Source organism: Pseudomonas sp. S2_B10 (assembly GCF_054668425.1).
The window spans coordinates 4,874,789-4,897,097 of record NZ_CP162768.1 but is presented as its reverse complement, the minus strand read 5'-3'; the positions used below and the strand labels follow the sequence as shown (position 1 = coordinate 4,897,097).

22 protein-coding genes and 1 tRNA gene are annotated in these 22,309 nt (G+C 58.7%); 5 read left to right on the top strand and 18 right to left on the bottom strand.

The window, feature by feature from the left end; translation table 11 throughout:
- Positions 1–65 precede the first annotated feature (65 nt).
- The 3 genes from AB4O45_RS21940 to AB4O45_RS21930 form a co-directional block, all read right to left on the bottom strand.
- Positions 66–1,346: a Y-family DNA polymerase gene (locus AB4O45_RS21940; protein WP_460160527.1), complete on the bottom strand. Its 1,281-nt coding sequence runs from the start codon at positions 1,344–1,346 to the stop codon at positions 66–68.
- Positions 1,333–1,764 carry a LexA family protein gene (locus tag AB4O45_RS21935; RefSeq protein WP_041479371.1) on the bottom strand — a complete coding sequence of 144 codons (432 nt, stop codon included), beginning with the start codon at positions 1,762–1,764 and terminating at the stop codon, positions 1,333–1,335. Before AB4O45_RS21935 ends, AB4O45_RS21940 begins: the two co-directional genes overlap by 14 nt.
- Positions 1,765–2,014: 250 nt before the next feature.
- Positions 2,015–2,104 (bottom strand) — tRNA-Ser (locus tag AB4O45_RS21930).
- 297 nt (positions 2,105–2,401) lie between these two features.
- On the opposite strand from AB4O45_RS21930, the gene AB4O45_RS21925 reads away from it, so the two are divergent.
- From AB4O45_RS21925 to AB4O45_RS21915, 3 genes are all read left to right on the top strand, one after another.
- Entirely contained in the window at positions 2,402–3,091 is a 690-nt protein-coding gene (locus AB4O45_RS21925; protein ID WP_252877751.1) for a crotonase/enoyl-CoA hydratase family protein, read from the top strand.
- A 219-nt stretch (positions 3,092–3,310) separates the two neighbouring features.
- Positions 3,311–4,033 (top strand): 1-acylglycerol-3-phosphate O-acyltransferase, encoded by a 723-nt coding sequence (locus tag AB4O45_RS21920; protein ID WP_252869066.1) that lies wholly within the window; start codon positions 3,311–3,313, stop codon positions 4,031–4,033.
- A 132-nt stretch (positions 4,034–4,165) separates the two neighbouring features.
- Complete coding sequence (locus AB4O45_RS21915; RefSeq protein ID WP_056784082.1) at positions 4,166–5,137, top strand: magnesium and cobalt transport protein CorA; 972 nt, start codon at positions 4,166–4,168, stop codon at positions 5,135–5,137.
- Positions 5,138–5,206: 69 nt separating this feature from the next.
- Here AB4O45_RS21915 and AB4O45_RS21910 read toward each other — a convergent pair whose 3' ends face one another.
- From AB4O45_RS21910 to AB4O45_RS21900, 3 genes are all read right to left on the bottom strand, one after another.
- Positions 5,207–5,935 (bottom strand): amidotransferase, encoded by a 729-nt coding sequence (locus AB4O45_RS21910; protein WP_252877749.1) that lies wholly within the window; start codon positions 5,933–5,935, stop codon positions 5,207–5,209.
- Between the two features lie 91 nt (positions 5,936–6,026).
- The gene (locus AB4O45_RS21905) at positions 6,027–8,171 is read right to left on the bottom strand and encodes a 3-hydroxyacyl-CoA dehydrogenase NAD-binding domain-containing protein (protein WP_460160526.1); all 2,145 of its coding nucleotides are present in this window, start codon (positions 8,169–8,171) and stop codon (positions 6,027–6,029) included.
- A 24-nt stretch (positions 8,172–8,195) separates the two neighbouring features.
- The gene (locus AB4O45_RS21900; protein WP_056784072.1) at positions 8,196–9,401 is read right to left on the bottom strand and encodes an acetyl-CoA C-acetyltransferase; all 1,206 of its coding nucleotides are present in this window, start codon (positions 9,399–9,401) and stop codon (positions 8,196–8,198) included.
- A gap of 577 nt (positions 9,402–9,978) precedes the next feature.
- On the opposite strand from AB4O45_RS21900, the gene AB4O45_RS21895 reads away from it, so the two are divergent.
- Positions 9,979–10,800, top strand: a complete 822-nt coding sequence (locus AB4O45_RS21895) for a c-type cytochrome (RefSeq protein WP_252887954.1) — start codon at positions 9,979–9,981, stop codon at positions 10,798–10,800.
- A 121-nt stretch (positions 10,801–10,921) separates the two neighbouring features.
- Here the strand turns inward: AB4O45_RS21895 and AB4O45_RS21890 are convergent, their stop codons facing one another.
- The 10 genes from AB4O45_RS21890 to AB4O45_RS21845 form a co-directional block, all read right to left on the bottom strand.
- Complete coding sequence (locus AB4O45_RS21890) at positions 10,922–11,725, bottom strand: transglutaminase family protein (protein ID WP_056784068.1); 804 nt, start codon at positions 11,723–11,725, stop codon at positions 10,922–10,924.
- A complete protein-coding gene (locus AB4O45_RS21885) occupies positions 11,722–12,672 on the bottom strand; it encodes an alpha-E domain-containing protein (protein ID WP_016773788.1) in 951 nt (316 codons plus the stop codon). The genes AB4O45_RS21890 and AB4O45_RS21885 overlap by 4 nt, the downstream gene beginning before the upstream one ends.
- A 12-nt stretch (positions 12,673–12,684) precedes the next feature.
- A complete protein-coding gene (locus AB4O45_RS21880) occupies positions 12,685–14,094 on the bottom strand; it encodes a circularly permuted type 2 ATP-grasp protein (RefSeq protein ID WP_056784066.1) in 1,410 nt (469 codons plus the stop codon).
- Between the two features lie 477 nt (positions 14,095–14,571).
- Positions 14,572–14,919, bottom strand: coding sequence for a ribonuclease E inhibitor RraB (locus AB4O45_RS21875; RefSeq protein WP_003223226.1), 348 nt, complete (start codon positions 14,917–14,919; stop codon positions 14,572–14,574).
- A 209-nt stretch (positions 14,920–15,128) separates the two neighbouring features.
- The gene (locus tag AB4O45_RS21870; protein ID WP_236169486.1) at positions 15,129–15,362 is read right to left on the bottom strand and encodes a hypothetical protein; all 234 of its coding nucleotides are present in this window, start codon (positions 15,360–15,362) and stop codon (positions 15,129–15,131) included.
- A 288-nt stretch (positions 15,363–15,650) separates the two neighbouring features.
- Positions 15,651–16,526: a polyamine aminopropyltransferase gene (gene speE, locus AB4O45_RS21865; protein ID WP_016773785.1), complete on the bottom strand. Its 876-nt coding sequence runs from the start codon at positions 16,524–16,526 to the stop codon at positions 15,651–15,653.
- A 241-nt stretch (positions 16,527–16,767) separates the two neighbouring features.
- A complete protein-coding gene (locus tag AB4O45_RS21860) occupies positions 16,768–16,959 on the bottom strand; it encodes a PLDc N-terminal domain-containing protein (protein WP_016773784.1) in 192 nt (63 codons plus the stop codon).
- A gap of 71 nt (positions 16,960–17,030) precedes the next feature.
- On the bottom strand, positions 17,031–17,561 hold the full coding sequence (locus AB4O45_RS21855; protein ID WP_056784060.1) for a hypothetical protein: 531 nt from the start codon (positions 17,559–17,561) through the stop codon (positions 17,031–17,033).
- A gap of 158 nt (positions 17,562–17,719) precedes the next feature.
- The gene (locus tag AB4O45_RS21850; protein WP_150741359.1) at positions 17,720–18,238 is read right to left on the bottom strand and encodes an ankyrin repeat domain-containing protein; all 519 of its coding nucleotides are present in this window, start codon (positions 18,236–18,238) and stop codon (positions 17,720–17,722) included.
- A 94-nt stretch (positions 18,239–18,332) separates the two neighbouring features.
- Entirely contained in the window at positions 18,333–20,171 is a 1,839-nt protein-coding gene (locus AB4O45_RS21845; RefSeq protein WP_252879710.1) for a long-chain-acyl-CoA synthetase, read from the bottom strand.
- A gap of 385 nt (positions 20,172–20,556) precedes the next feature.
- Here AB4O45_RS21845 and AB4O45_RS21840 point away from each other — a divergent pair, with 385 nt between their 5' ends.
- Positions 20,557–20,835, top strand: a complete 279-nt coding sequence (locus AB4O45_RS21840) for a DUF3509 domain-containing protein (RefSeq protein ID WP_016773780.1) — start codon at positions 20,557–20,559, stop codon at positions 20,833–20,835.
- Positions 20,836–21,010: 175 nt separating this feature from the next.
- On the opposite strand, the gene mtnC is transcribed toward AB4O45_RS21840, so the two are convergent.
- Together mtnC and AB4O45_RS21830 are read right to left on the bottom strand one after the other, a co-directional pair.
- On the bottom strand, positions 21,011–21,694 hold the full coding sequence (gene mtnC, locus AB4O45_RS21835) for an acireductone synthase (RefSeq protein WP_150638719.1): 684 nt from the start codon (positions 21,692–21,694) through the stop codon (positions 21,011–21,013).
- Positions 21,695–21,698: 4 nt separating this feature from the next.
- Complete coding sequence (locus AB4O45_RS21830) at positions 21,699–22,244, bottom strand: 1,2-dihydroxy-3-keto-5-methylthiopentene dioxygenase (RefSeq protein WP_038861971.1); 546 nt, start codon at positions 22,242–22,244, stop codon at positions 21,699–21,701.
- Between the last annotated feature and the right edge of the window lie 65 nt (positions 22,245–22,309).

The window sequence follows — 22,309 nt, the reverse complement described above, 5'->3', positions numbered from 1 at the left end:
AGTCGTCCTTTTACTGCAAAAGTGAAGGCGGCGATTGTAGCGCGGCACCAGATCTGGCCCGTGCCTCAATTGGATTTAACGACCCACAATTGATCCAGCTTCGTCGTAAAACTCGAACTCATCATCTCCCGCCGCATGCCCCAGGCCGGATCCGCCGGCACACTCCCCGCTCGCAACGTTCCATGCCCCCAGCGCTGATTGATCTGGTCCAGCACCCCCATCACCTTCTCCGCCGTCTGCGGTTGCGACTGGGCAAACAAGTCTTCGGTAAACTCTCCGGGCTGCCGAAGATCCATCAATAACACTTCAGCCTTGCTGTACTTGAAGCCCGGCCGGAACAATCGATCAACCGCCTCGCTCGCCACCTTGCTCAGCAATCGCACATCATTGGTCGGATAAGGCAACTCGATCAGCGCGCCATTGGCGTACTTCGCCTCTTCCGGATTGAACATGCCGGTGCGGATACTCACGCGGATCTTTTTGCACAGCGAACTCTGCGCACGCAGCTTTTCCGCCGCTCGATGCACATAAGTAGCAACGGCTTCCTTGATCGGCTCGATGGTAGTCAAACGGTTGCCGAACATGCGGCTGCTGCAGATTTCCTGCTTCGGCGGTTCTGTTTCCGACAGTTCCAGACAGGATGTGCCACCCAGTTCGCGCGCGGTCTTCTCGATCACCACGCTGAACTTGCGCCGCAGTGTCCACGGATCGGCCTTCGCCAGGTCCATCGCACTTCTGATTTGCATGCTTTCCAGATGAGCTTTCATCCGCCGTCCGACGCCCCACACTTCACCGACATCGGTATTGCGCAGCACCCAGTCGCGTTTGGACGGATCGCAGATGTCGACCACGCCGCCGGTGTGCGCCTGTAGGCGCTTCGCAGTGTGGTTGGCGAGCTTGGCCAGCGTTTTCGTGGGGGCGATGCCGACGCCGACCGGGATGCCGGTGCGCTTATAAACAGCAGAGCGAATGGTTCGGCCAAAACCTGTCAGGTCCCCAGGAATGCCGCTGAGATCGGCGAACGCCTCATCAATGCTGTAAACCTCGACCGCCGGCACCATGGACTCGATGATCGTCATCACCCGTTCGCTCATGTCGCCGTACAACGCGTAATTACTGCTGAACACCTCGATGCCATGACGGCGAAGATCATCGCGAATCTGAAAATACGGCGCGCCCATTTTCACAAAAGGTTTGGCATCGTAGCTGCGCGCGATCACGCAGCCATCGTTGTTGCTCAGCACGACAATCGGCGTCTTCGCCAGATCGGGCCGGAACACTCGCTCACAGCTGGCATAGAAGCTGTTGCAATCGATCAGCGCGAAGACCTGCTCACGATTTGCCATGGTCGCGCACGCTGTAAGTCACCACGCCCCAGATAACCAGCTCATCCCCTTCCATCACATAGCGAGGCGGGTATTTGCTGTTGGCCGAAAGAAGAATGATGGTGTTGTCGCGCATGTGCAGGCGCTTGCAGACAGGTTCGGAGTTGAGACCGGCGATGACGATATCGCCGTGCTCGGCATTCAGGCTGCGATCAACAATCACCAGATCACCGCAAAATATCCCGGCGTCCTGCATGCTCTCGCCTTCGATCTTCGCCAGATAAACGTGCGGCGCACGAATATCAAAAACTTCGTCCAGAGAGATGTGCTTTTCAATGTGATCAGCCGCGGGCGAAGGAAAACCGGCGGGAATCCGAAACGAATACAGCGCAAGCTGTTCGCCCGCGCCTGACAAAGGGCCGAGGATGGTGACGCTCATGATACGAACCTGATAGTGAGTTTACTGTATGCGCATACAGTAAACTCGGGACGGTTCGGGGGGTCAACGAGGCGTGTAGGAGATTTCGACGGGTGACAGGGTTTTGTATAGCTTTGGAGAGAGAATGATCACCAAAACACATTTCATGGATGCCGAGCACCAACGGTCCCATATGACCATTTTCCAGACACCAAAAACCACAAACCCCCGACTTTCTCTAGGAAAATCAGGGGTTTGTGTTTACTGAATGTGGCGGTGAAGGAGAGATTCGAACTCTCGATACAGTTTCCTGTATACACACTTTCCAGGCGTGCTCCTTAAGCCACTCGGACACTTCACCGTATCTCTGCAGACATGTTCTGTCTGTCGAGGCGCGCTAATGTAGTCGAAAGCTTTTCCGATGGCAAACTTTTTTTCAGAATTTTCATGCGCTTAAGAGAGGCCGCTGCGTTCAGCCAGAGCGGACGATGGCAAACCCGCCAATCTTGGGTAAACCGTGCGCTTCCTTTTATAGCAGGCAACACGCGCGCAGCGCTGGCCGAAGCGCAAAACGGTGACTGGCAGGTCAGTCACGGCGCTTTACCTGGCCTGCGGCGGTGGGTAACGTCTGCCCATCTTTCTAATAAGGAATAGCGTCATGAGCGAGTTGATTGCCTACCACCTCGAAGACGGTATCGCGACCCTGACCCTGAACAATGGCAAGGTCAACGCGATTTCTCCGGACGTGATTGCGGCGTTTAATGCGGCGCTGGATCAGGCGGTGGCGGATCGCGCCGTGGTGATCATTACCGGGCAGCCGGGGATTCTCTCCGGTGGTTATGACCTCAAGGTGATGACCGCCGGCCCGAAAGAAGCCGTTGCGCTGGTGACGGCCGGTTCGACCCTGGCCCGCCGCCTGCTCTCTCACCCGTTCCCGGTGATCGTTGCTTGCCCGGGGCACGCCGTGGCCAAGGGCGCTTTCCTGCTGTTGTCCGCCGATTACCGCATCGGTGTCGATGGCCCGTACAGCATCGGCCTGAACGAAGTGCAGATTGGCATGACCATGCACCACGCCGGTATTGAGCTGGCACGCGACCGCTTGCGGCGTTCGGCTTTCCATCGCTCGGTAATCAATGGCGAGATGTTCGATCCGCAAAGTGCCGTTGATGCAGGCTTCCTCGACAAAGTCGTCACTGCCGAAGAATTGCAGGGCGCCGCGCTGGCTGCCGCGCGTCAGTTGAAGAAGATCAACATGCTGGCGCACAAGAACACCAAGCTCAAAGTGCGCAAGCAACTGCTGGAAACCCTCGACGACGCGATCCTGCAGGATCAGCAACATCTGGGCTGACTCGTCCAAAATCTGCCGGTAAGAGAATAGCCCGACCTTGGTCGGGCTTTTTCTTACGTTCAGCGTTGAAGATTCGCTGAAAGCTCTAGGACGCGCCTGACAGGCAACGCTGAAACATGCGCTTAAACATCGGCCATCTCCGGACTCTATAGCGGCAATTGCCGAAAACAGTGCACATCCGTACACTGCGCCACCTTTTGTCCCGGTGGGCCTGCAAAAATGCTGTTTGTGTTTCGTATGTTGTTGATGGGCCTGCACTTTATTCTGGCCGGCGTGCTCGGCGTGATCCTTGGATTGTGCCGCCCGTTCAACCCGGACAACAGTCGACTGTGCGCCCGCCTCTACGCTTTGCCGGCGATGTGTATCTTGCGTTTGCGGGTCAGGTCCGAGGTCAACGGTTTGATGAACAAGCCTGACAGTTGCGTGATCATCGCCAACCATCAGTCAAACTACGATCTGTTCGTGTTCGGCAATGTCGTCCCTCGTCGCACCGTTTGTATCGGCAAGAAGAGCCTGAAGTGGGTGCCGTTGTTCGGCCAGTTGTTCTGGCTGGCCGGCAATGTGTTGATCGACCGTGGCAATGCGCACAAGGCGCGGCAGTCGATGCTGACGACGACCCACACCTTGCAGAACGAAGACACCTCGATCTGGGTGTTTCCGGAAGGCACCCGCAACCTCGGTGAAGATCTGTTGCCGTTCAAGAAAGGCGCGTTCCAGATGGCAATTGCCGCCGGCGTGCCGATCGTTCCGGTGTGCGTGAGCAGCTATATCAAACACATGCGCCTGAATCGCTGGCGCAGCGGCAACGTTCTCATACGTTCCTTGCCGGCAATTCCTACAGTCGGAATGACCATGGACGACATGCCCATGCTCATCGAGCGATGCCGCGAGCAGATGCGCGAGTGCATCGAGTCGATGGATCGGCAACTGCAAGCCGCGTGAAACCAAACCCGCCCCGTGCGGGTTTTCTTTTGCCGGGTGAACTGTAGAAGTTTCACTGACTCTCAAGCAGCGACACGGCTAAGCTGAAGCCTAGTTTCCCTGCCATCTGCCAAGAAGAAGTGAATCACCACCATGGGTCGAGTTGTTGCTGCTGCGGTGTACAGCGAGGGTAAGAAAGTCACCAATATTGCGCTGGACGAAGGTGCTGCCTGGGCGGCCAAACCCGGCCACTTCGTCTGGATCGGCCTGGAAGAACCGGACGCACAGGAATTATCCAACCTGCAACGTCAGTTCAACTTGCATGAACTGGCCATCGAAGACGCGCTGGAAAAACACAGCCGACCAAAACTGGAAACCTTTGGTGACGCACTGTTTATCGTCACCTACTCACCGGTTCGCGAAAACGGCGTTTTGCAATTCATCGAAACGCATATCTTCGCCGGCAGGGGTTACATCATTACCGCACGCAACGGCCATTCCGCGTCGTACGCCTATGTGCGTCAACGCTGTGAAGCGCGTCCGCTGTTGCTCGAGCACGGAGAGGATTTCGTCCTCTATGCGCTGCTCGATTTCGTCATCGAGAACTATCAGCCGGTGGGCGAAGCGATCCACGCCGAGATCGATGAGCTGGAGCGCAACGTCTTGTGTAGCGCCCTCAACGAGCGCGACATTCAAAAGCTGCACGGTCTGCGCCGCGATGTGGTGCGCTTGCGTCGGTACGCGGCACCGATGGTGGAGATCGGCGAGGAGCTGCAAAAGCTCAGTTTCCCGTTCATCGACAAGAACATGCGCCCGTACTTTCGCGATGTGCAGATTCATGTAACGCGGCAGATGGAAGACCTGACCACGCTGGCGGACATTGCCAGCCAGACCATCGAGATTGGCGTGTTGCTTGAGGCATCACGGCAGAGCGTGGTGCAACGCAAGTTTGCAGCGTGGGCGGCGATTCTGGCGTTCCCGACAGCGGTGGCGGGGATCTACGGAATGAATTTCCAGAACATGCCGGAATTGACCTGGCACTACGGTTATTTTGCAGTGCTGGGGTTTATTGCGGTGGGGTGTGTGAGTTTGTGGGCGAGCTTCAAGCGGTCCGGGTGGCTGTAGCCGGGACCGCGTTGCCCCGGAGATTCGCGAGCAGGCTCGCTCCCACAGGGATTGTGGGAGCAGGCCCTTTTAGCGTTGAGCCGTTTCTGGTTTGTGCGCCACGAACCGCATCATCCACTCCGCAACCGTAGCGCCATGATGTTCCTGCTCTAGGCTCGCAACCCCCTTGCTGTAGATCTGCGAGCCCAGCGCTTCCTGGCGCAGGTCGAGCAGCGCGCGCGAGTAATCGTGAATGAATTCCGGGTGACCCTGGAAGCACAGCACTTGATCGTTGATGTGATACGCCGCGAACGGGCAGAAATCGCTGGACGCGATGACCGTGGCGTTTTCCGGTAGCTCGGTTACCTGATCCTGGTGACTGATCAGCAGTGTCAGCTCTTCGCGTACCGGGCTCATCCACGGCGCCTTGGCTGCCAGCTTGTAATTGTGAGTACCGACGCCCCAACCCTGAGAGGCCCGCTCGCTCTTGCCGCCAAGCAGCAGCGCCAGCAATTGATGACCGAAACACACGCCGAGCAATTTGTCGCCGCGTTCGTAGCGATTCAGAAGATAGGTCTTGAGGGTCTGAATCCACGGATCCGTGCCGAACGAATCTGCCTTGCTGCCAGTGACCAGATACGCATCGAAAGCCTCGTCGTCGCTTGGGTAATTCCCCTTCACCACGTTATAGACAGTGAAATCAGCGGCGATCGGTTGTTGCGAGAACAGCCGCTGAAACATGTGCCCATAGCCCTGATATTGGTCAATCAATTCGGGCCGCAGGATGTCGGTTTCGAGAATGCAGATGCGCAGCGACATAAAAAATACCTGACACGTGATGGGAATAATGAACACCCAGAGCCTGCCCTGAAACACCCGGCCAAGGCAAGCCCCGAAATGCTCGCTCGCCCTAGAACATTTCACCTTTCGCGGCTTTGTCCAGTAGCAGCGCTGGCGGCGTAAAACGCTCGCCATATTGCTCGGTCAGATACTGCGCACGCGCGACAAAATCCTTCAGGCCATACTGGTTGATGAACTGCAGCGCACCGCCGGTCCACGCAGCGAAACCGATACCGAAGATCGACCCGACGTTGGCATCCGCCGTCGAGGTCAGCACCCCCTCCTCCACACAGCGCACGGTTTCGATGGCCTGCACAAACAACAGACGATCGCGCACATCCTTTGCCGGAATCTGTCCGTCGACTTTCTCGAAACGCGTTTTCAGCTCCGGCCAAAGATGCTTCTGGGCAGCCGCTGGATATTCATAAAACCCGCCTCCGGCGGCTTTGCCTGGTCGCTTGAATTCATTGAGCATCAAGTCAATCACGGCGAAGGCCGGGTGCTCAATCAGCGGTTTCCCTTCAGCCTGTAAGTCCTTGGCCGTCTGCTGCCGGATATGGCTCATCAGGCTGAGGGAAACTTCGTCGGAGATCGCCAGAGGCCCGACCGGCATCCCGGCCTTGCGCGCTTCAGTCTCGATCATCGGCGCACTGACGCCTTCGCCGAGCATGGCAATGCCTTCGTTGGTGAACGTGCCGAACACCCGCGAAGTAAAGAAGCCACGGCTGTCGTTGACCACGATCGGAGTTTTCTTGATTTGCAGGACGAAATCGAAACCGCGGGCGAGGGTTTCGTCGCTGGTCTGCGCGCCCTTGATGATTTCCACCAGCGGCATTTTTTCCACCGGACTGAAGAAATGCAGGCCGATGAATTTGCTTTGATCGGGCACGGCCGTCGCCAGGCCGGTGATCGGCAGGGTCGATGTGTTGGAGGCGATGACAGCGTCGCCACCCACCACCTGTTGCGCGGCGGCAGATACCTTGGCTTTGAGCTGGCGATCCTCGAACACCGCTTCGATGATCAGATCGCAACCGGCCAGATCGCCATCGCTTTCGCTCGCAACGATGCGCGCCAGCACCGCCTCGCGCTGTTCGACAGTCAGCTGGCCACGGGCAACTTTTTTATCCAGCAGCGCCGCGGAATGCGCCTTACCTTTCTCGGCAGCAGCGAGATTGATGTCCTTGAGGACGACTTCGATACCGGCCGAAGCGCTGACAAACGCGATGCCCGCGCCCATCATTCCGGCGCCGAGCACACCGACTTTCCGGGTTTTATAGGGCGCAAAACCTTGCGGCCTGGAACCGCCGGCGTTGATTTCGTTCAACTGGAACCAGAACGTGCCGATCAGGTTTTTCGAAATCTGCCCGGTCGTCAGCTCGGTGAAGTAGCGGGTTTCGATCAGGTGCGCGGTGTCGAAACCGACCTGAGCGCCCTCCACCGCCGCGCATAGAATCTTCTCCGGCGCCGGCAGGGTGCCCTGGGTTTTCGCGCGCAGGATCGACGGCGCAATCGCCAGCATCTGCGCCACTTTCGGGTTCGATGGCGTGCCGCCAGGGATCTGATAGCCCTTCACATCCCAGCGCTGCACTGCCGTCGGATTGGCGAGAATCCAGGCGCGCGCCTTGGCCAGCAGCTCATCGCGATTCGCTGCCAGTTCATCAATCAGCCCGGCCTGCAACGCCTGTTGCGGGCGCACCTTCTTGCCTTCAAGCAAGTACGGCAGGGCTTTTTCGATGCCGAGCATGCGCACCATGCGCACCACCCCGCCGCCGCCCGGCAACAGGCCCAGGGTCACTTCCGGCAGACCGAGTTGCACCGAAGCGTCATCAACAGCAATGCGGTGGTGACAGGCCAGACAGATCTCCCAGCCGCCGCCCAGCGCAGCGCCGTTGATCGCCGCGACCACCGGTTTGCCGAGGGTTTCCAGGCTGCGCAATTGCGCCTTGAGGGTCAGCACCATGTCGTAGAAGGCTTTGGCTTCGGGCTTGCCGACCTTGATCAGTTCATTGAGGTCGCCGCCGGCAAAAAAGGTTTTCTTCGCCGAGGTGATGATCACTCCGGCAATGCTGTCCTTCTCCGCTGACAAACGAGCAACGCAGGCGGCCATGGCCTCGCGATACACGGCGTTCATGGTGTTGGCGCTCTGGCCCGGCATGTCCATGGTCAGCACGACGATAGCGTCCTGGCCTTTTTCGTAACGAATGGCTTCGCTCATAACAGGGTTCCTTGAAGTCGGGGCTCAGAGGCGTTCGATGATGGTGGCAATGCCCATGCCTCCGCCGACACACAGCGTCGCCAGGCCGTAGCGCAAGTTGCGCGCTTCCAGTTCATCAAGCAGGGTGCCGAGGATCGCGCAACCGGTGGCGCCCAGCGGGTGGCCCATGGCGATCGAGCCGCCGTTGACGTTGACCTTGCCCGGGTCGACGGCCATGTCCTTGATGAATTTCAACACCACCGAAGCAAACGCTTCGTTGACCTCGAACAGATCGATGTCCTCCACGCGCAGTCCGGCCTTGGCCAAGGCTTTGCGGGTCGCCGGCGCTGGGCCGGTGAGCATGATGGTCGGATCTGTGCTGGTGACGGCCGTGGCGACGATACGCGCGCGTGGCTGCAGCCCCAGCGCGCGGCCCTTGGCTTCGGAGCCGATGAGCATCAGCGCCGCACCGTCGACAATTCCGGAACTGTTGCCCGGCGTGTGCACGTGGTTGATCCGCTCGACATGGCTGTAGACCCGCAACGCCGTGGCGTCGAAGCCCATTTGCCCGATCATTTCGAAACTCGGCTTGAGCTTGCCCAGGCCCTCGAGGGTAGACTCGGCGCGGATGAACTCATCGTGGTCAAGCAGGATGATGCCGTTCTGATCCTGCACCGGCACCAGCGACTTGTTGAACGAGCCGTCGGCCAGCGCTCGTGCGGCTTTTTGCTGGGAGTGCAGTGCGTAGGCATCGACATCCTGCCGGCTGAAGCCTTCGAGGGTGGCGATCAGATCGGCGCCGACGCCTTGCGGGGTGAAATGGCTGTGCAGGTTGGTCTGCGGGTCCAGTGCCCAGGCGCCGCCATCGCTGCCCATCGGCACCCGCGACATCGACTCGACGCCGCCGACCACCACCAGATCCTCGAATCCTGAGCGCACTTTCATCGCGCCAAGATTCACCGCTTCCAGACCCGAAGCGCAGAAACGGTTGATCTGCACACCGGCGACGCTGACGTCCCAGTCGGCCACTTGTACCGCCGTCTTGGCGATGTCCGAACCTTGATCGCCGATCGGCGTGACGCAGCCAAGGACGACGTCATCGACCTGACTGGTATCCAGCGCGGTGCGCGCCTGCAAAGCGCTCAGCAAACCGGCCACCAGGTTGACCGGCTTCACGCTGTGCAGCGCGCCATCGGCCTTGCCTCTGCCACGCGGAGTGCGTAACGCATCGAAAATCAAAGCTTCAGTCATGACGTCCTCGAACCTGATTTATTGTCACTTCACTTTCGCCCTGCGCCGACTGGCAAGCAATGACCACATTGCTCAAAGCGCTTGACGCACACGCTCAGACGGACGGTCATCGGACCTCAGGTGAACCGGTTCAGGTCGTCGAGTTGTCTAGCCAGCGGGCGGCAAAGAAGCTGGCAATACGCCTCATGCCGTTTTAAAAGCTTTTTTCAAGATCCCCATATGAAATGGATCTAAGCGATGGGTGACGCGGGCTCTAAGGTGAACATGTACGCCATCGTCGTCGGGTTTTGCCGAGACGGGCGTGCTTCAACAGGAAGTGCAACGCGTGCCGTCAGGGAAATGCAGTCAGGCACGCATCAGGAAATAACAATAAAGGCGGTCAAGCCATGTTCAAACAACCGAAAGTACGTCAAGCAGGACTCATTCTTTTCGCCACGACGCTGTTGTTGATCTTGCCGAATCTGACCAAGGTCATCGGCTGATTCAAACGTCGCGTGCTGTATGTCGCCATTGAAAATGTGACTGGCCCGCTACCCGGGCCAGCGCGGTTGTGCCAACCTTTGCGCACTACCACGACATGGACGGCGATCATTTGAAAACCCTCATTGCGCTCGGTGCCTTGCTACTGAGCTTGCCCTTGGCTGCCGCACAACTGGATCTGCAGTTGGGCGCAAACAGCCGCACCTGGCAGACCGAAGAGCTGCTCAAACATCCTCAGCTGCAAACTCTCACGATCAACAATGATGTTTCCTACAAGAAGGACATGACTTATCAGGCTGTGCCTCTGGCCGCATTGCTGAAGGGGGTCAAGCCGGAGGATCACTTGCAAGCGGTGGCGCTGGACGGCTTTGCCGCAGAGCTGGCCGCTGCGCCCTTGCTGAACAAGGACGGCGCGCGGGCATGGCTGGCGATCGAGGATCCGGCGCAGCCGTGGCCACCGCTGTCAGCCGGCAAGCACAGCGCCGGGCCGTTCTATCTGGTCTGGACCGATCCGCAGGCGGGCAATATAAGCCCCGAGCAGTGGCCGTTCGAAGTCGCCAGTATCAAGCTGATGGCGCCGGTGGCCCAACGCTTTCCTGCCCTGCTGCCCGATCCTGCCTTGAAGGCCGATGATCCGGTGAACCAGGGTTTTGCCCTGTTTCAAAAAAACTGCCTGGCCTGTCACCGGTTGAATGGTGCCGGAGACGCGCAGTTCGGTCCGGATCTGAATATTCCGTATAGCCCGACCGAGTATTTCGGGGCGGATTTCTTGAAGCGCTACATCCGCGATCCGCAGAGTTTGCGTCAGTGGCCGCAGGCGAAGATGCCGGGGTTTTCTGCTGAGGTATTGCCGGATACAGATCTTGAAATGCTGGTGGGCTATCTCAAGCACATGGCCGGGCGCAAAGTTAAGCCGTAAGCCTTAGGGTGTTATTACTGGCCTCTTCGCTGGCAAGCCAGCTCCCACAGGGTATGCGCAGAGTTCGAATCAGCGGTCATCCTGTGGGAGCTGGCTTGCCAGCGATAGCGGTATCCCGAATCTATTGTTGCTGCACGGAAATAACCGGTGTCGGCGAGACGAACACCTTCGCATGCATCTGCTCGCAGCCACCGCCCCGGCGCATGCCACGGACCGGGCAGGCATCGAGATAATCCAGGCCCACCGCCAGCTTCAGGTGTCGCTCCGGGCGCGCCAGCTGGTTGGTCACGTCGAAGCTGTACCAAGCGTCATCCAGCCACGCTTCCGCCCAGGCATGACTGGCGAGATGCTCGCAATCTTCGCTGTACAGATAACCCGACACGTAACGCGACGGCACGCCGAGACTGCGCGCGCAGGCTAGAAAGGCGTGGGCATGATCCTGACAGACCCCGGCCCGACCGGCGAAAGCTTCGGCGGCGCTGGTGTCGACTTCGGTGGAGCCCGGCGTGTAGCTCATGTGCTGATTCAGACCGTGCATCAAGTCGATCAGCGCGGTGCGATCACGCCGTTGCTTGCAGTTCTTCGCGGCAAACTCGCGCAAGGCTTCGTCGGCTTCGGTCAGGCGCGTGAAGCGCAGGAACGGCAGCGCCGACTGGCTCTCATGTTCGGCCTCGCGCAATTCGTCGATATCGACCTGACCCCGGGCGCCAATGATGATCGCTTCGTGGGGCTCGTCCATGGTCAGCACATGCAGGATGTTGCCAAACGGATCGAGCTGCGCACGCACCGGACGCGGCAGGTCGAGTTGCCAACTGAGGACATGCTGACGCTCGCTGTCGTGGGGTGTCAGGCGCAGGTACTGGATGCTCGCGCGCACCTGATCTTCGTAGTGATAGGTGGTCTCGTGGCTTATGGAAAGTCTCATGCAGCCTCCAGATAGGAACTGTGAATGGCGTTGCCCAACTGGCGCACCAGCGGGATGAATTCGGTCAGCCAGGCGTGCAGGCCTTCTTCGAGAATTTCGTTGATGCCGGTGTAACGCAGGCGCGCGTCCATTTCCGCCGCCAGGCGTTGTGCCGGGCGGCCGTTGGCGCCGGGCAGTTGCGCGAGGATCTGGTCAATCTCTTCTGTACAGGCACGCAGCGAACGCGGCACATCGGCGCGCAACAGCAGCAATTCGGCGACATGCCGGGCGCCGGGCGCGTCGCGGTAGATTTCGGTGTAGGCCTCGAATGAGGACAAGGCGCGCAGCAGCGCACTCCATTGGTAATAGGCGTGCGCCGTGCCGTCGCTGACTGCTTCGGCCTGATCGCCGGCCATTTCGTAACGGGCATCAAGCAGGCGCAGCGTGTTGTCCGCGCGCTCGATAAACGTGCCCAGACGAATAAAGCGAAACGCGTCGTTGCGCATGATCGTGCCGTATGAGGCGCCACGAAACAGGTGCGAACGTTCCTTGATCCATTCGCAAAACCGGCTCATGCCATAACGACTCAGGCCCTGCTCGGCGATGCCACGAATTTCCAGCCAGGTCGCATTGATGTTTTCCCACATGTCGGCAGTGATTCGCCCGCGCACGGCATGGGCACTGGCCCGCGCAGCGCCGAGGCAGCTGTAGATGCTCGCCGGGTTGGCCGCGTCCAGTGCGAAGAAATGCAGCAGGCGCTCTGCGTGCAGGTCGCCGTGGCGTTCAAGGTAATCGTCCAGGGTGCCGGTGATCAGCAACGGCATGGCGAGTTCATGCAGACCATCGCCGCGCCCGTCCTGCGGCATCAGCGACAGCGAATAACTGATGTCGAGCATGCGCGCGAGATTCTCCGCACGCTCCAGGTAACGCGACATCCAGTACAGATCCGAGGCAGTTCTACTTAACATGGCAAGCTTCCTTCAATCCTCGACTACCCAGGTGTCCTTGGTCCCGCCGCCCTGGGAGGAGTTCACCACCAGGGAGCCTTCACGCAACGCGACACGGGTCAAACCGCCAGGCACCACACGGGTTTCGCGGCCGGACAGCACGAACGGACGCAAGTCGATATGGCGCGGCGCGATGCCGTTTTCGACAAAGGTCGGACAGGTCGACAGCGATAGTGTCGGTTGCGCAATGTAGGCATGGGGTTTGGCTTTGATGCGCTCGCGAAAGGCATCGATTTCCGCCGTCGTCGCGGCCGGTCCGACCAGCATCCCGTAACCGCCGGAGCCCTGGGTTTCCTTGACGACCAAATCCGCAAGATTGGCCAGTACGTGGGACAGCTCGGACGGGTTGCGGCATTGCCAAGTCGGCACGTTTTTCAGGATCGGCTCTTCGTCGAGGTAAAAACGGATCATGTCGGTGACAAACGGGTAAACCGATTTATCGTCCGCGACCCCGGTGCCGATGGCATTGGCCAGCACCACGTTGCCGGAGCGATAGGACGACAGCAGCCCCGGCACACCGAGCATCGAGTCCGGGTTGAACGCCAGCGGATCAAGGAATGCGTCGTCGAGGCGGCGATAGATCACGTCGACCGCTTTCGGGCCATCGGTGGTGCGCATGAACACCTTGTCGTCACGCACGAACAGATCTGCGCCTTCCACCAGTTCAACGCCCATTTCCCGCGCCAGAAACGCATGTTCGAAGAACGCGCTATTGAAGCGTCCCGGCGTCAACACCACCACGCTCGGGTTGTCGATCGGACTTGAGCTTTTCAGGGTATCAAGCAGCAGATTGGGATAGTGATCGATCGGGGCAATGCGCTGGGCGGAGAACAGTTCAGGGAACAGACGCATCATCATCTTGCGGTCTTCGAGCATGTAGCTGACGCCACTGGGTGTGCGCAGGTTGTCTTCGAGAACGTAATAAGTGCCATCGCCATCGCGCACCAGATCGACGCCGGAGATGTGCGAATAGATATCGCGGTGCAGATCCAGACCTTGCATCGCCAATTGGTATTGCTCGTTGGCCAGCACCTGTTCGGCGGGAATAATCCCGGCCTTGATGATGCGCTGCTCGTGGTAGAGGTCGGCGAGAAACATGTTCAACGCCTTGACCCGCTGGATGCAGCCGCGCTCGACAATCCGCCATTCACTGGCGGGGATGCTACGGGGAATGGTATCGAACGGAATCAGGCGCTCGGTGCCCTGCTCGTCGCCATAGAGCGTGAAGGTGATCCCGGCACGGTGAAACAACAGATCGGCCTCGCGGCGACGCTGCGCGAGCAGCTCGTCGGGCGTCTCGGCCAGCCAGCGGGCAAATTCCCGGTAATGCGGGCGGACCAGGCCGCCGGCATCGTACATCTCGTCAAAATAGGTGCGGATCATGCCGTACTCCTTGTCACTCCGGACATACAGGCCTTCGCAAGGCCCGTGCCATCGGCATAAACGCTTTGATTTCAATCGGTTGTAGATCCACGCCGAACGCTGCGCACCATTCCTGTGCGGCAAATGCCCCGGCCCGATTGCCCCCGCTTCATTGCGACGCACTGCATCGCCTATCACCAGCATAGTCAGAGTTGATTTCACTGCCCGGCCACGACTGCGGATAATCCGCGCATTCGCTGCAAAACTTCCCCGGCACGCCGCCGCGAAGGAGACAGCTCAACTGATCTGAACTGCCTTGGCAGCCCCGTCCCGACAGGACTTTATTGCATACCCGTCTTCCCTTTTAGCCACCCTCTCCGGTGGCTTTTTTTTGCCCGGGATTCTTGTTTCAGGGTTTTGCCACTGCGATATGCAGAAGCCAGAAACGACAACGGCCGACCCGAAGGTCAGCCGTTGCCCGACAAACAATGCGCAATATCAATTCAACCGGTAACGATTGCGCACCTCCTGCTTCACGCCCCAACCCTCGATAATGCCGCCCAGCGGTTCGACCACGGCAGAAAAGCCTTGCTCGAAATCGCCGATGTCGTCATAGGTTGCGTACATCACTTTGCTCAATTCCAGCGACCAGGCGCCGTCGTCGCGCGCACTGACCTGGGCATTGATGGATTCACCGCGAAATTTGCCTGCTGCCCTGCGCGCCCGCTCCTCGTCCGGGAAAATCGCGTAGAACTCGATGGGATGGAACCGGGAAAAATCGAAGCCGCCTTCTTTCATGCGGCGCAGAACGTTGCTGCTGATGTCTTCTTGATAGGCTGTGCTCATGAATCGTCCCCCTCGATTGATGGATAGACTTTCCGTATTCCCGCCCCGGGCCTTTTGGCCTAAGTACTACGGCAACGTGGTTGCGCGCGGGAAACAAGCATGTAGCTGACAAGACCAGACCTTAGCGATCCATTCGCTGATCTCGCTTGCAGAGTAGCCCCAAGAGAGCGCCGCTGCCAAGGCCTGGTTTACGAGATGACAGGAAGTGTTCAGACAGGGGTGATGCTGAGGATTTCGATGCCGTTCTGGGTCTTGAGGTTTTTCACCCCGGCATCGGCGGTGCGCCCTTCCAGATCGTTGAGATCCAGCTGGGCGGCGACCGGAAGAAGCCGCTCCTTGATCAGCCGCGCGGCTTCATCATCGGACGGGCATTCCTCACGTTCGAAGACTTCATCAACAATTTCGCCGTGATCATCCACGAAAGTGACTTTCCACTTTTGCATCAGTGCCTCCTCGATCAACCCGTAAATGGGCTTACCTCTATCTCGACTTTTTTCCGCGATAGTTGGTTCAAAAGGATTACAGCCGCCAACGGTGAAAATAACCATCCGATCGATAGGGCGGACTCTGTGGCGAGGGGATTTATCCCCGTTCGGCTGCGCAGCAGTCGTAATGCCGTCCATTGCGGTTTAACGGAGACACCGCGCAGGCCGGTTCACGGATGCTGCGCATCCCAACGGGGATAGATCCCCTCGCCACAAAAGCTCCCTTGCAGAGCGACTTCAGAGTGATCAGTCGTTGCTTGGCTTGTTGACCGCTTGCAGCACGTATTGCGGCAAGGCGAACGCGCCGATGTGGATTTCCGGATTGTAGTAACGGGTGACGATGCCGCTGCCGATGAAGCGCTGTTGCAGGGTTTCACGGCTGAGCTTGCGGTAGGCCGGGTTGGTCGAGCCCCAGGCGAAGGTCATCGAGCCGCCGATGTAGGTCGGCACGGCGGCCTGGTAGAAGTGCCAGTCCGGGAACAGGCTGCGCAGGCGACCGGCGGTGGTTTTGACTTCGTCGATTTGCATGAACGGCGTGCCGTTCTGAGTCACGAGGATGCCGCCTTCGTTCAGGCAGCGGTGGCACGCCTGGTAGAAGTTCTCCGAGAACAGCACTTCGCCCGGGCCGATCGGGTCGGTGGAGTCGGAGATGATCACGTCGAATTTTTCAGTGGTGGTGGCGACGAAACGCATGCCGTCATCGATCACCAGGTTCAGGCGCGGATCGTCGTAGGCTCCGGCGGAATGGTTCGGCAGGAATTCCTTGCACATGTCGACCACAGTGCCGTCGATTTCGACCATGGTGATGTGCTCGACGCCGGCGTGTTTGGTCACTTCGCGCAACATGCCGCCGTCACCGCCGCCAATGATCAGCACGCGCTTGGCGGTGCCGTGGGCAAGGATCGGCACGTGGGTGAGCATTTCGTGGTAGATGAATTCGTCGGCTTCGGTGGTCTGGATCACGCCGTCCAGCGCCATCACCCGGCCCATGCGCGGGTTCTGGAAGATCACCAGATGCTGGTGTTCGGTGCGCACTTCGTGCAGCAGTTTTTCCATGCGAAAACGCTGGCCGTAGCCTTCGTAGAGGGTTTCCAGGTACTCGCTGGTCTTGGTGACGGTCATGGTCAAGTGCTCCGATAAATGCGCGGGCGCCATCGTGGGGACGATTGCCCGGGAAAGGCGCGCATTCTACGTTGCCGAAGATGACAGGTCGAACCTCCAGTTGTTTTTTACCAGCGCAAACCACTGTGGGAGCGAGCCTGCTCGCGAAAGCGGAGTATCAGTTGCCGGTGATGGCGACTGACACAACGTCTTCGCGAGCAGGCTCGCTCCCACAGGGATGACCGTGTGATCGAAAATCAGCTCAGATCCGGACGTTACCCCGTGGCCCGGCAATAGCCCAGATGATCAGGCCCAGCACCGGCAGGAGGATGATCAGCAACACCCAGACGATTTTCATTCCGGTGGAGGCGCCGCTTTTCAGCACGTTGATGATGGCCCAGATATCGAGGGCAAGGATGATCAGGCCAATCAGACCGTTGAACGTGGAACCCATGGTGTCGCTCCAGAATAGTGGCATGCACTTTTAGGATAGACGGTCGCGCGCAGGGTTCCCTTTTATTGCGTTCAGACGTGAACAGCGACCTTCAAGGCTTCCAGTGCCGGCGCAGCGGCGATGCCGACCTCGGCGCACAACTCCAGCACGCGGGGCACGTCGTTGCCGTAGACCAGGACCATTTGCAATTCATCGTCGAGCAACTGGCTGAAGTTCATCAACGTGTAACCGCCGTTTTCCTTGTTCAGGCTGCTCATCTGCACCTGGATGCGGTTGAGTGCGGTCAGTGCTTCGGTCTTGGCCAGTTGTTTGGGCTTGAGGTTGAAATCCACGCCGGGGCCAAACGAAGCAACGATTTGTGCGAACAGATCGACATAGGTATCGGCCTGGAACAGCACAGTTTCCGGCAGGCTGCCGACCACTACCCACTCACCCAGCGGGATCGGGAATGTGTCGTCGTAGTTGATGTCCGGATTGGCGGCCAGAAAAGCATTGGCATCGGCGTAGGCCTGAGCGGCTTCGTCGGCCACTTTCAGGATCTCGTCCTCGCCCATGCAGCCGGAGCTGATTTTGCTGATGAGTTCGACGAGTGCGGCTTTCATGAGGGCGGATCCTGTAGTGACAGTAGAATTTCGGGCGCGAAGAATAGCGCAGAAAAGCAAAAGATCGCAGCCTTCGGCAGCTCCTACAGGTCCTGCGTTCACTTGGCGAACGCATCAAGTGTAGGAGCTGCCGCAGGCTGCGATCTTTTGATCGTTTATCAGGCCAACAACTTTTCCAGCTGCGCAGTGGTATCGACTGCACCCATGGTCCGCGCCGCATCCAGCGCGGTCACGCCATTGGCGTCCTTGGCTCTCGGGTCAGCACCCTGGCCGATCAGGTAATCGACGATTTCAACGCGGTTGAACATCGCCGCCATCATCAGCGCCGTGCGGCCGTCGAAGGAAGAACCTTCAATTTCGGCGCCCGCCTCGACCAGCGCCTTGACCACCGCCAGATCGCCTTTGAACGCAGCGCCGGCAATCGGGCTCTGGCCGTTGCCATTGCGCATTTCCGGATCGGCTTTGTGTTTAAGCAGAACCTTCACCGCATCAACATGGCCGTAGTAGCTGGCGAGCATCAACAGGGTGTCGCCCTTGCTGTTTTTCAGGTTCACCGGCAGTCCGGCGGAGACAAGGCGATCAAGCATCTCGGCATCACCGTCGCGCGCCTTGTTGAAAACCTGCTCGGTGAATTCGGCAGCTTCCTCAGGGGTCATCTGGCGGCTTTGGTCAGACATGTGGCACTCCATTTCGGTCTATCGGAAGCCGACAGTTTCCCGAGCGCGACGGTGCCTGTCACTCGGTTTTTTCCGAGCGTCCCGATAGCCACGCTCAATACCGATGTTTGCCTTGTTGAATTTCAGCGAGGATTTGCTCACTGACATGCACATAAGTTTCGCTGCCCGGCAGCCAGGCAAAGATCGGGTCATCGCCCGTGAGGCCGGGATCGAAGCCTTCTGTTTTCAGGCGAGTCTTCTGGTACTTGAACGTGCCGGTGGTTTCCATTTTCACTTTCACCCGCAGGAACAACGGCACGGCATAAGCCGGCATACGTTGCCGGACGAAACTCAGCAATTCAGCGAAATCCAGCGTGGCCAAGGATTCCGCAGGAGTGATGGCGGCCATTCCGGCGCGCCCGTTGGTGTTGGGGATTTCGACACCGTAGGCCACAGCTTCAGCAATCAATGGATGTTGCAGCAAGAGGTTTTCGACTTCGGTGGTCGACACGTTTTCACCCTTCCAGCGATACGTATCGCCGAGGCGATCAACAAATTGCGCGTGGCCGAAACCGATGTTGCGCAGCAGGTCGCCGGTGTTGAAAAAGCGATCGCCCTTGTTGAACACATCGTGCAATACGACGCGGGCGGTTTTCTGCGGATCGGTGTAACCGTCCAGCGGCGCTTTTTCGTCGATACGCGCCAGCAGCAGGCCTTGCTCGCCCTTGCCGACCTTGCGCATGAAACCATCTTCGCCGCGCAACGGCTCGCCACTGTCATGGTCGTAAGCGACCAGTTCCCAGGCCATCAGGGAAAACCCGACGGTGTTGTCGAAATTGAGGATGTTGGTGAAACCGATGTTGCCGTCGCTGGCCGCGTACAGCTCACAGATATGCTCCACCGCAAAACGTGATTTGAACTCGGCCCAAGCACCAGGACGCAGGCCATTGCCGATCATCTTGCGCACATCGTGACGGCTGTCATCGACGCTGACCGGTTGCTCGACCAGGTAGCGGCACAATTCGCCAACATAGCCGATGGTGGTCGCGCGATAGCGGCGCACATCATTCCAGAACTGGCTGGCGCTGAATTTGCGGCGGATGGCGAAACCCGAGGCGCCGTTGATCGCCGATCCCCAACACACGCACAGACCTGTGGCGTGATACAGCGGCAAGGTGCAGTAAACGACATCATCCGGGCGCATATCGAGGGCGATCATGCCGAAGCTCGCCGAACTGCGCATCCACCGTCCGTGCTTGAAAACCCCGGCCTTGGGCAGACCGGTGGTGCCGGAGGTGTAGATGTAGAAACACGGATCGTCGAAGAATACTTGCGCGCTGCTCGGCGGGTTATCGCTGCTGGCGTCAGCACTGGCGCTGATCAGATTGACGTAATCCTCGGGCGCGATGCCCGGGTGGCTGTATGTGTCCTGATCAGCGACAAACCAGGTGCGGGGCGCTGCGATCGCTACCTGATCACGCACGCCGGCATAGGCAGCGGTCAGTTCTTCCCCGACCACGATGGCCACAGGCGCAACCAGATTGATGCTGTGAACAAGCGTGTCGCGCATCAATGAGGTGTTGAGCAGCGCACTGACCGCGCCGAGCTTGGCCAGCGCCAGGATTGTCACCAGTAATTCCGCACGGTTCTCGATGAACACCGCGACCACATCGCCTTTGCCGATACCTTGCTCGCTCAGATAATGCGCAATGCGATTGGCCCACTGGTTGACCTGTGTGTAGGTCAACGCCACGTCGCCCTGCAATAACGCCACACCATCGGGATTGCGCAGCGTCGCCTGCTCGAACGTCCAGCCCAGGCCACACGTTTGGGTCGGATCCGTGACGTTGGCCACCTTCATGCCTTTGACCACCCGGGGGATGGCCTTGGCGATCATCGGCAGTTTGCGGAGCATCATGCCCCAGGTAATCGTGTCGCTTGGTGCGTGACGCATGAAAGCTCCCCGTTCGATCTTGACGTGCAGACCGCTGTTCTTGTTATCGGGTAATGACTGCGACCGACGCGTTTACGCCGTGGGTCGAGAAGGAAAGTACGTCAGTGCTCGCGGGGCTGTACACGCGGTTTTTGCAATGATTTGTATCCCGTCGCGCCTCCGGGGAAGAGCGGATTCTGGTACGGACGTTTGGTTCCGTTGTACGGAGAAAAATCACGCAAAATGCAGGATGCACGATGGCAATTCATGCAGATTGCACGACGCCTGCAAAATGCACTACTTTCAACTTGTTGATTTTAAAGGGAATTTATTCGCATCAATACTGGCACAAACGCTGCAACTACCTCCGCATGCTTGCCATTCAAGTACATACGGAGCTGATGACATGAGCCTGATTCAAGAAAAATTTACATCGCTGTTCTCCAACTACGAAGTCAGCACTGCCCCGCGTCCTGACGGTGGCATCCTGCTCACACTGCGTAGCAGCGACGGCAAAGTCTTCAAACGCGCCCTCTCGTATCAGCAACTGCATGCCGGTGACCAACTGTCGTGGGCGATCAGCGCGATCCGCCGCGACCTGGCCGAACAAGCCAGCGAGCTGCCGCAAATTGCGATGCTGCAGAGCCAGCAGCGTTTTGCTCTGCCGACCTATCACTCGCTGTAATTGGCTTTAAACAAAAACAGGCCGTGGAGCATGCGCTTCACGGCCTGTTTTTATGTGCGCATGATTTTTGTAGGAGCTGCGGCACGCTGCGATCTTTTGATCTTGATTTCATGCGTAAATCGAAAGATTGCAGCCTCGTTTCACTCGACAGCTCCTACAGGGATGTGTGCAATGGTCAGAACGCTTCCGGTTCGATCCCGGTAAAGCTGTCCACCGTCACGTGTCCTGCCAACTCACCGCCTTCACGCGCCAGGCCACAGGTTTTCATGCCGGCTGACTGGGCAGCGTCGAGCTCTTCGACGATATCCGAGAGGAACAGGATTTCATCGGCTTCAACACCCACCGCCTGTTGAATGTTGCGGTAGGACTGCGCCTCACGCTTCGGCCCTGATGTGGTGTCGAAATAGCCGCTGAACAGCGGTGTCAGATCCCCCGCTTCCGAGCAACCGAAAATCAGTTTCTGTGCCTGGATCGAGCCGGACGAGTAAACAAACAGTTGATAACCGGCCGCATGCCAACGTTGCAGCGCTTCAACGGCATCCGGATAAACATGCCCTTTCAACTGCCCGGCCTGATAGCCCTGCGCCCAGACCATGCCCTGCAACGCCTTGAGCGGCGTGGCTTTGCGGTCTTCAGCGATCCAGCTCAAGAGGATTTCAACAACCCGCTCGACATCGGCCTGCGCCTCGTTGCTGTCGCGGCGCACGGCGTCGAGCTGTTCGGCGACATCAGCACGCGATGCGGTCTGGCGCACAAAGTCGGGCAAATGTTCGGCGGCGTAGGGAAACAGCACGTCGAAGACGAAACTCACCGCGCTGGTGGTGCCTTCGATGTCGGTGAGGATGGCTTTGATCGACACGGTTTCAGTCCTCCAGACGCGGGAAACGACCGGCGATGTCTTCGCCGGTGAAATTGGCAACCCAGCCTTCCGGGTTGTTGAACAGACGAATCGCCACGAAATGCGGATGTTCGCCCATGTCGAACCAGTGCTTGGTGCCGGCCGGAACCGAGATCAGGTCGTTCTTTTCACAGAGCACGGCGTAGACGTAATCGTCGATATGCAGGGTAAACAAGCCACGACCGGCGACGAAAAATCGCACTTCGTCTTCGCCATGGCGGTGCTCTTCGAGGAACTTGGCGCGCAGCTCGGCTTTTTGCGGATGATCACTGTTGAGGCTGATCACATCGACCGTAATGTAACCGCGCTCGGTCATCAGTTTGTCGATCTGCTCTTTGTAGGCGCTGATGACCTCTTCCTGACTGGCGCCGGGCTGAATCTTCGCGGCGGCCTGCCAGCGGTCGAAACGCACGCCCTGCTCGGCCAGCGTCGAGGCGATATCTTCGAAATGGGTCAGCACCTTATTGGGAATCTCAGGGCTGGAAACGTGATAAACGGACAGGCTGCTCATGGGCAATTCCTCGGTAGCGGCGGCGCCGTCCGGCTCTTGAAGACCGGTCGGGCGCCGCATGGCAT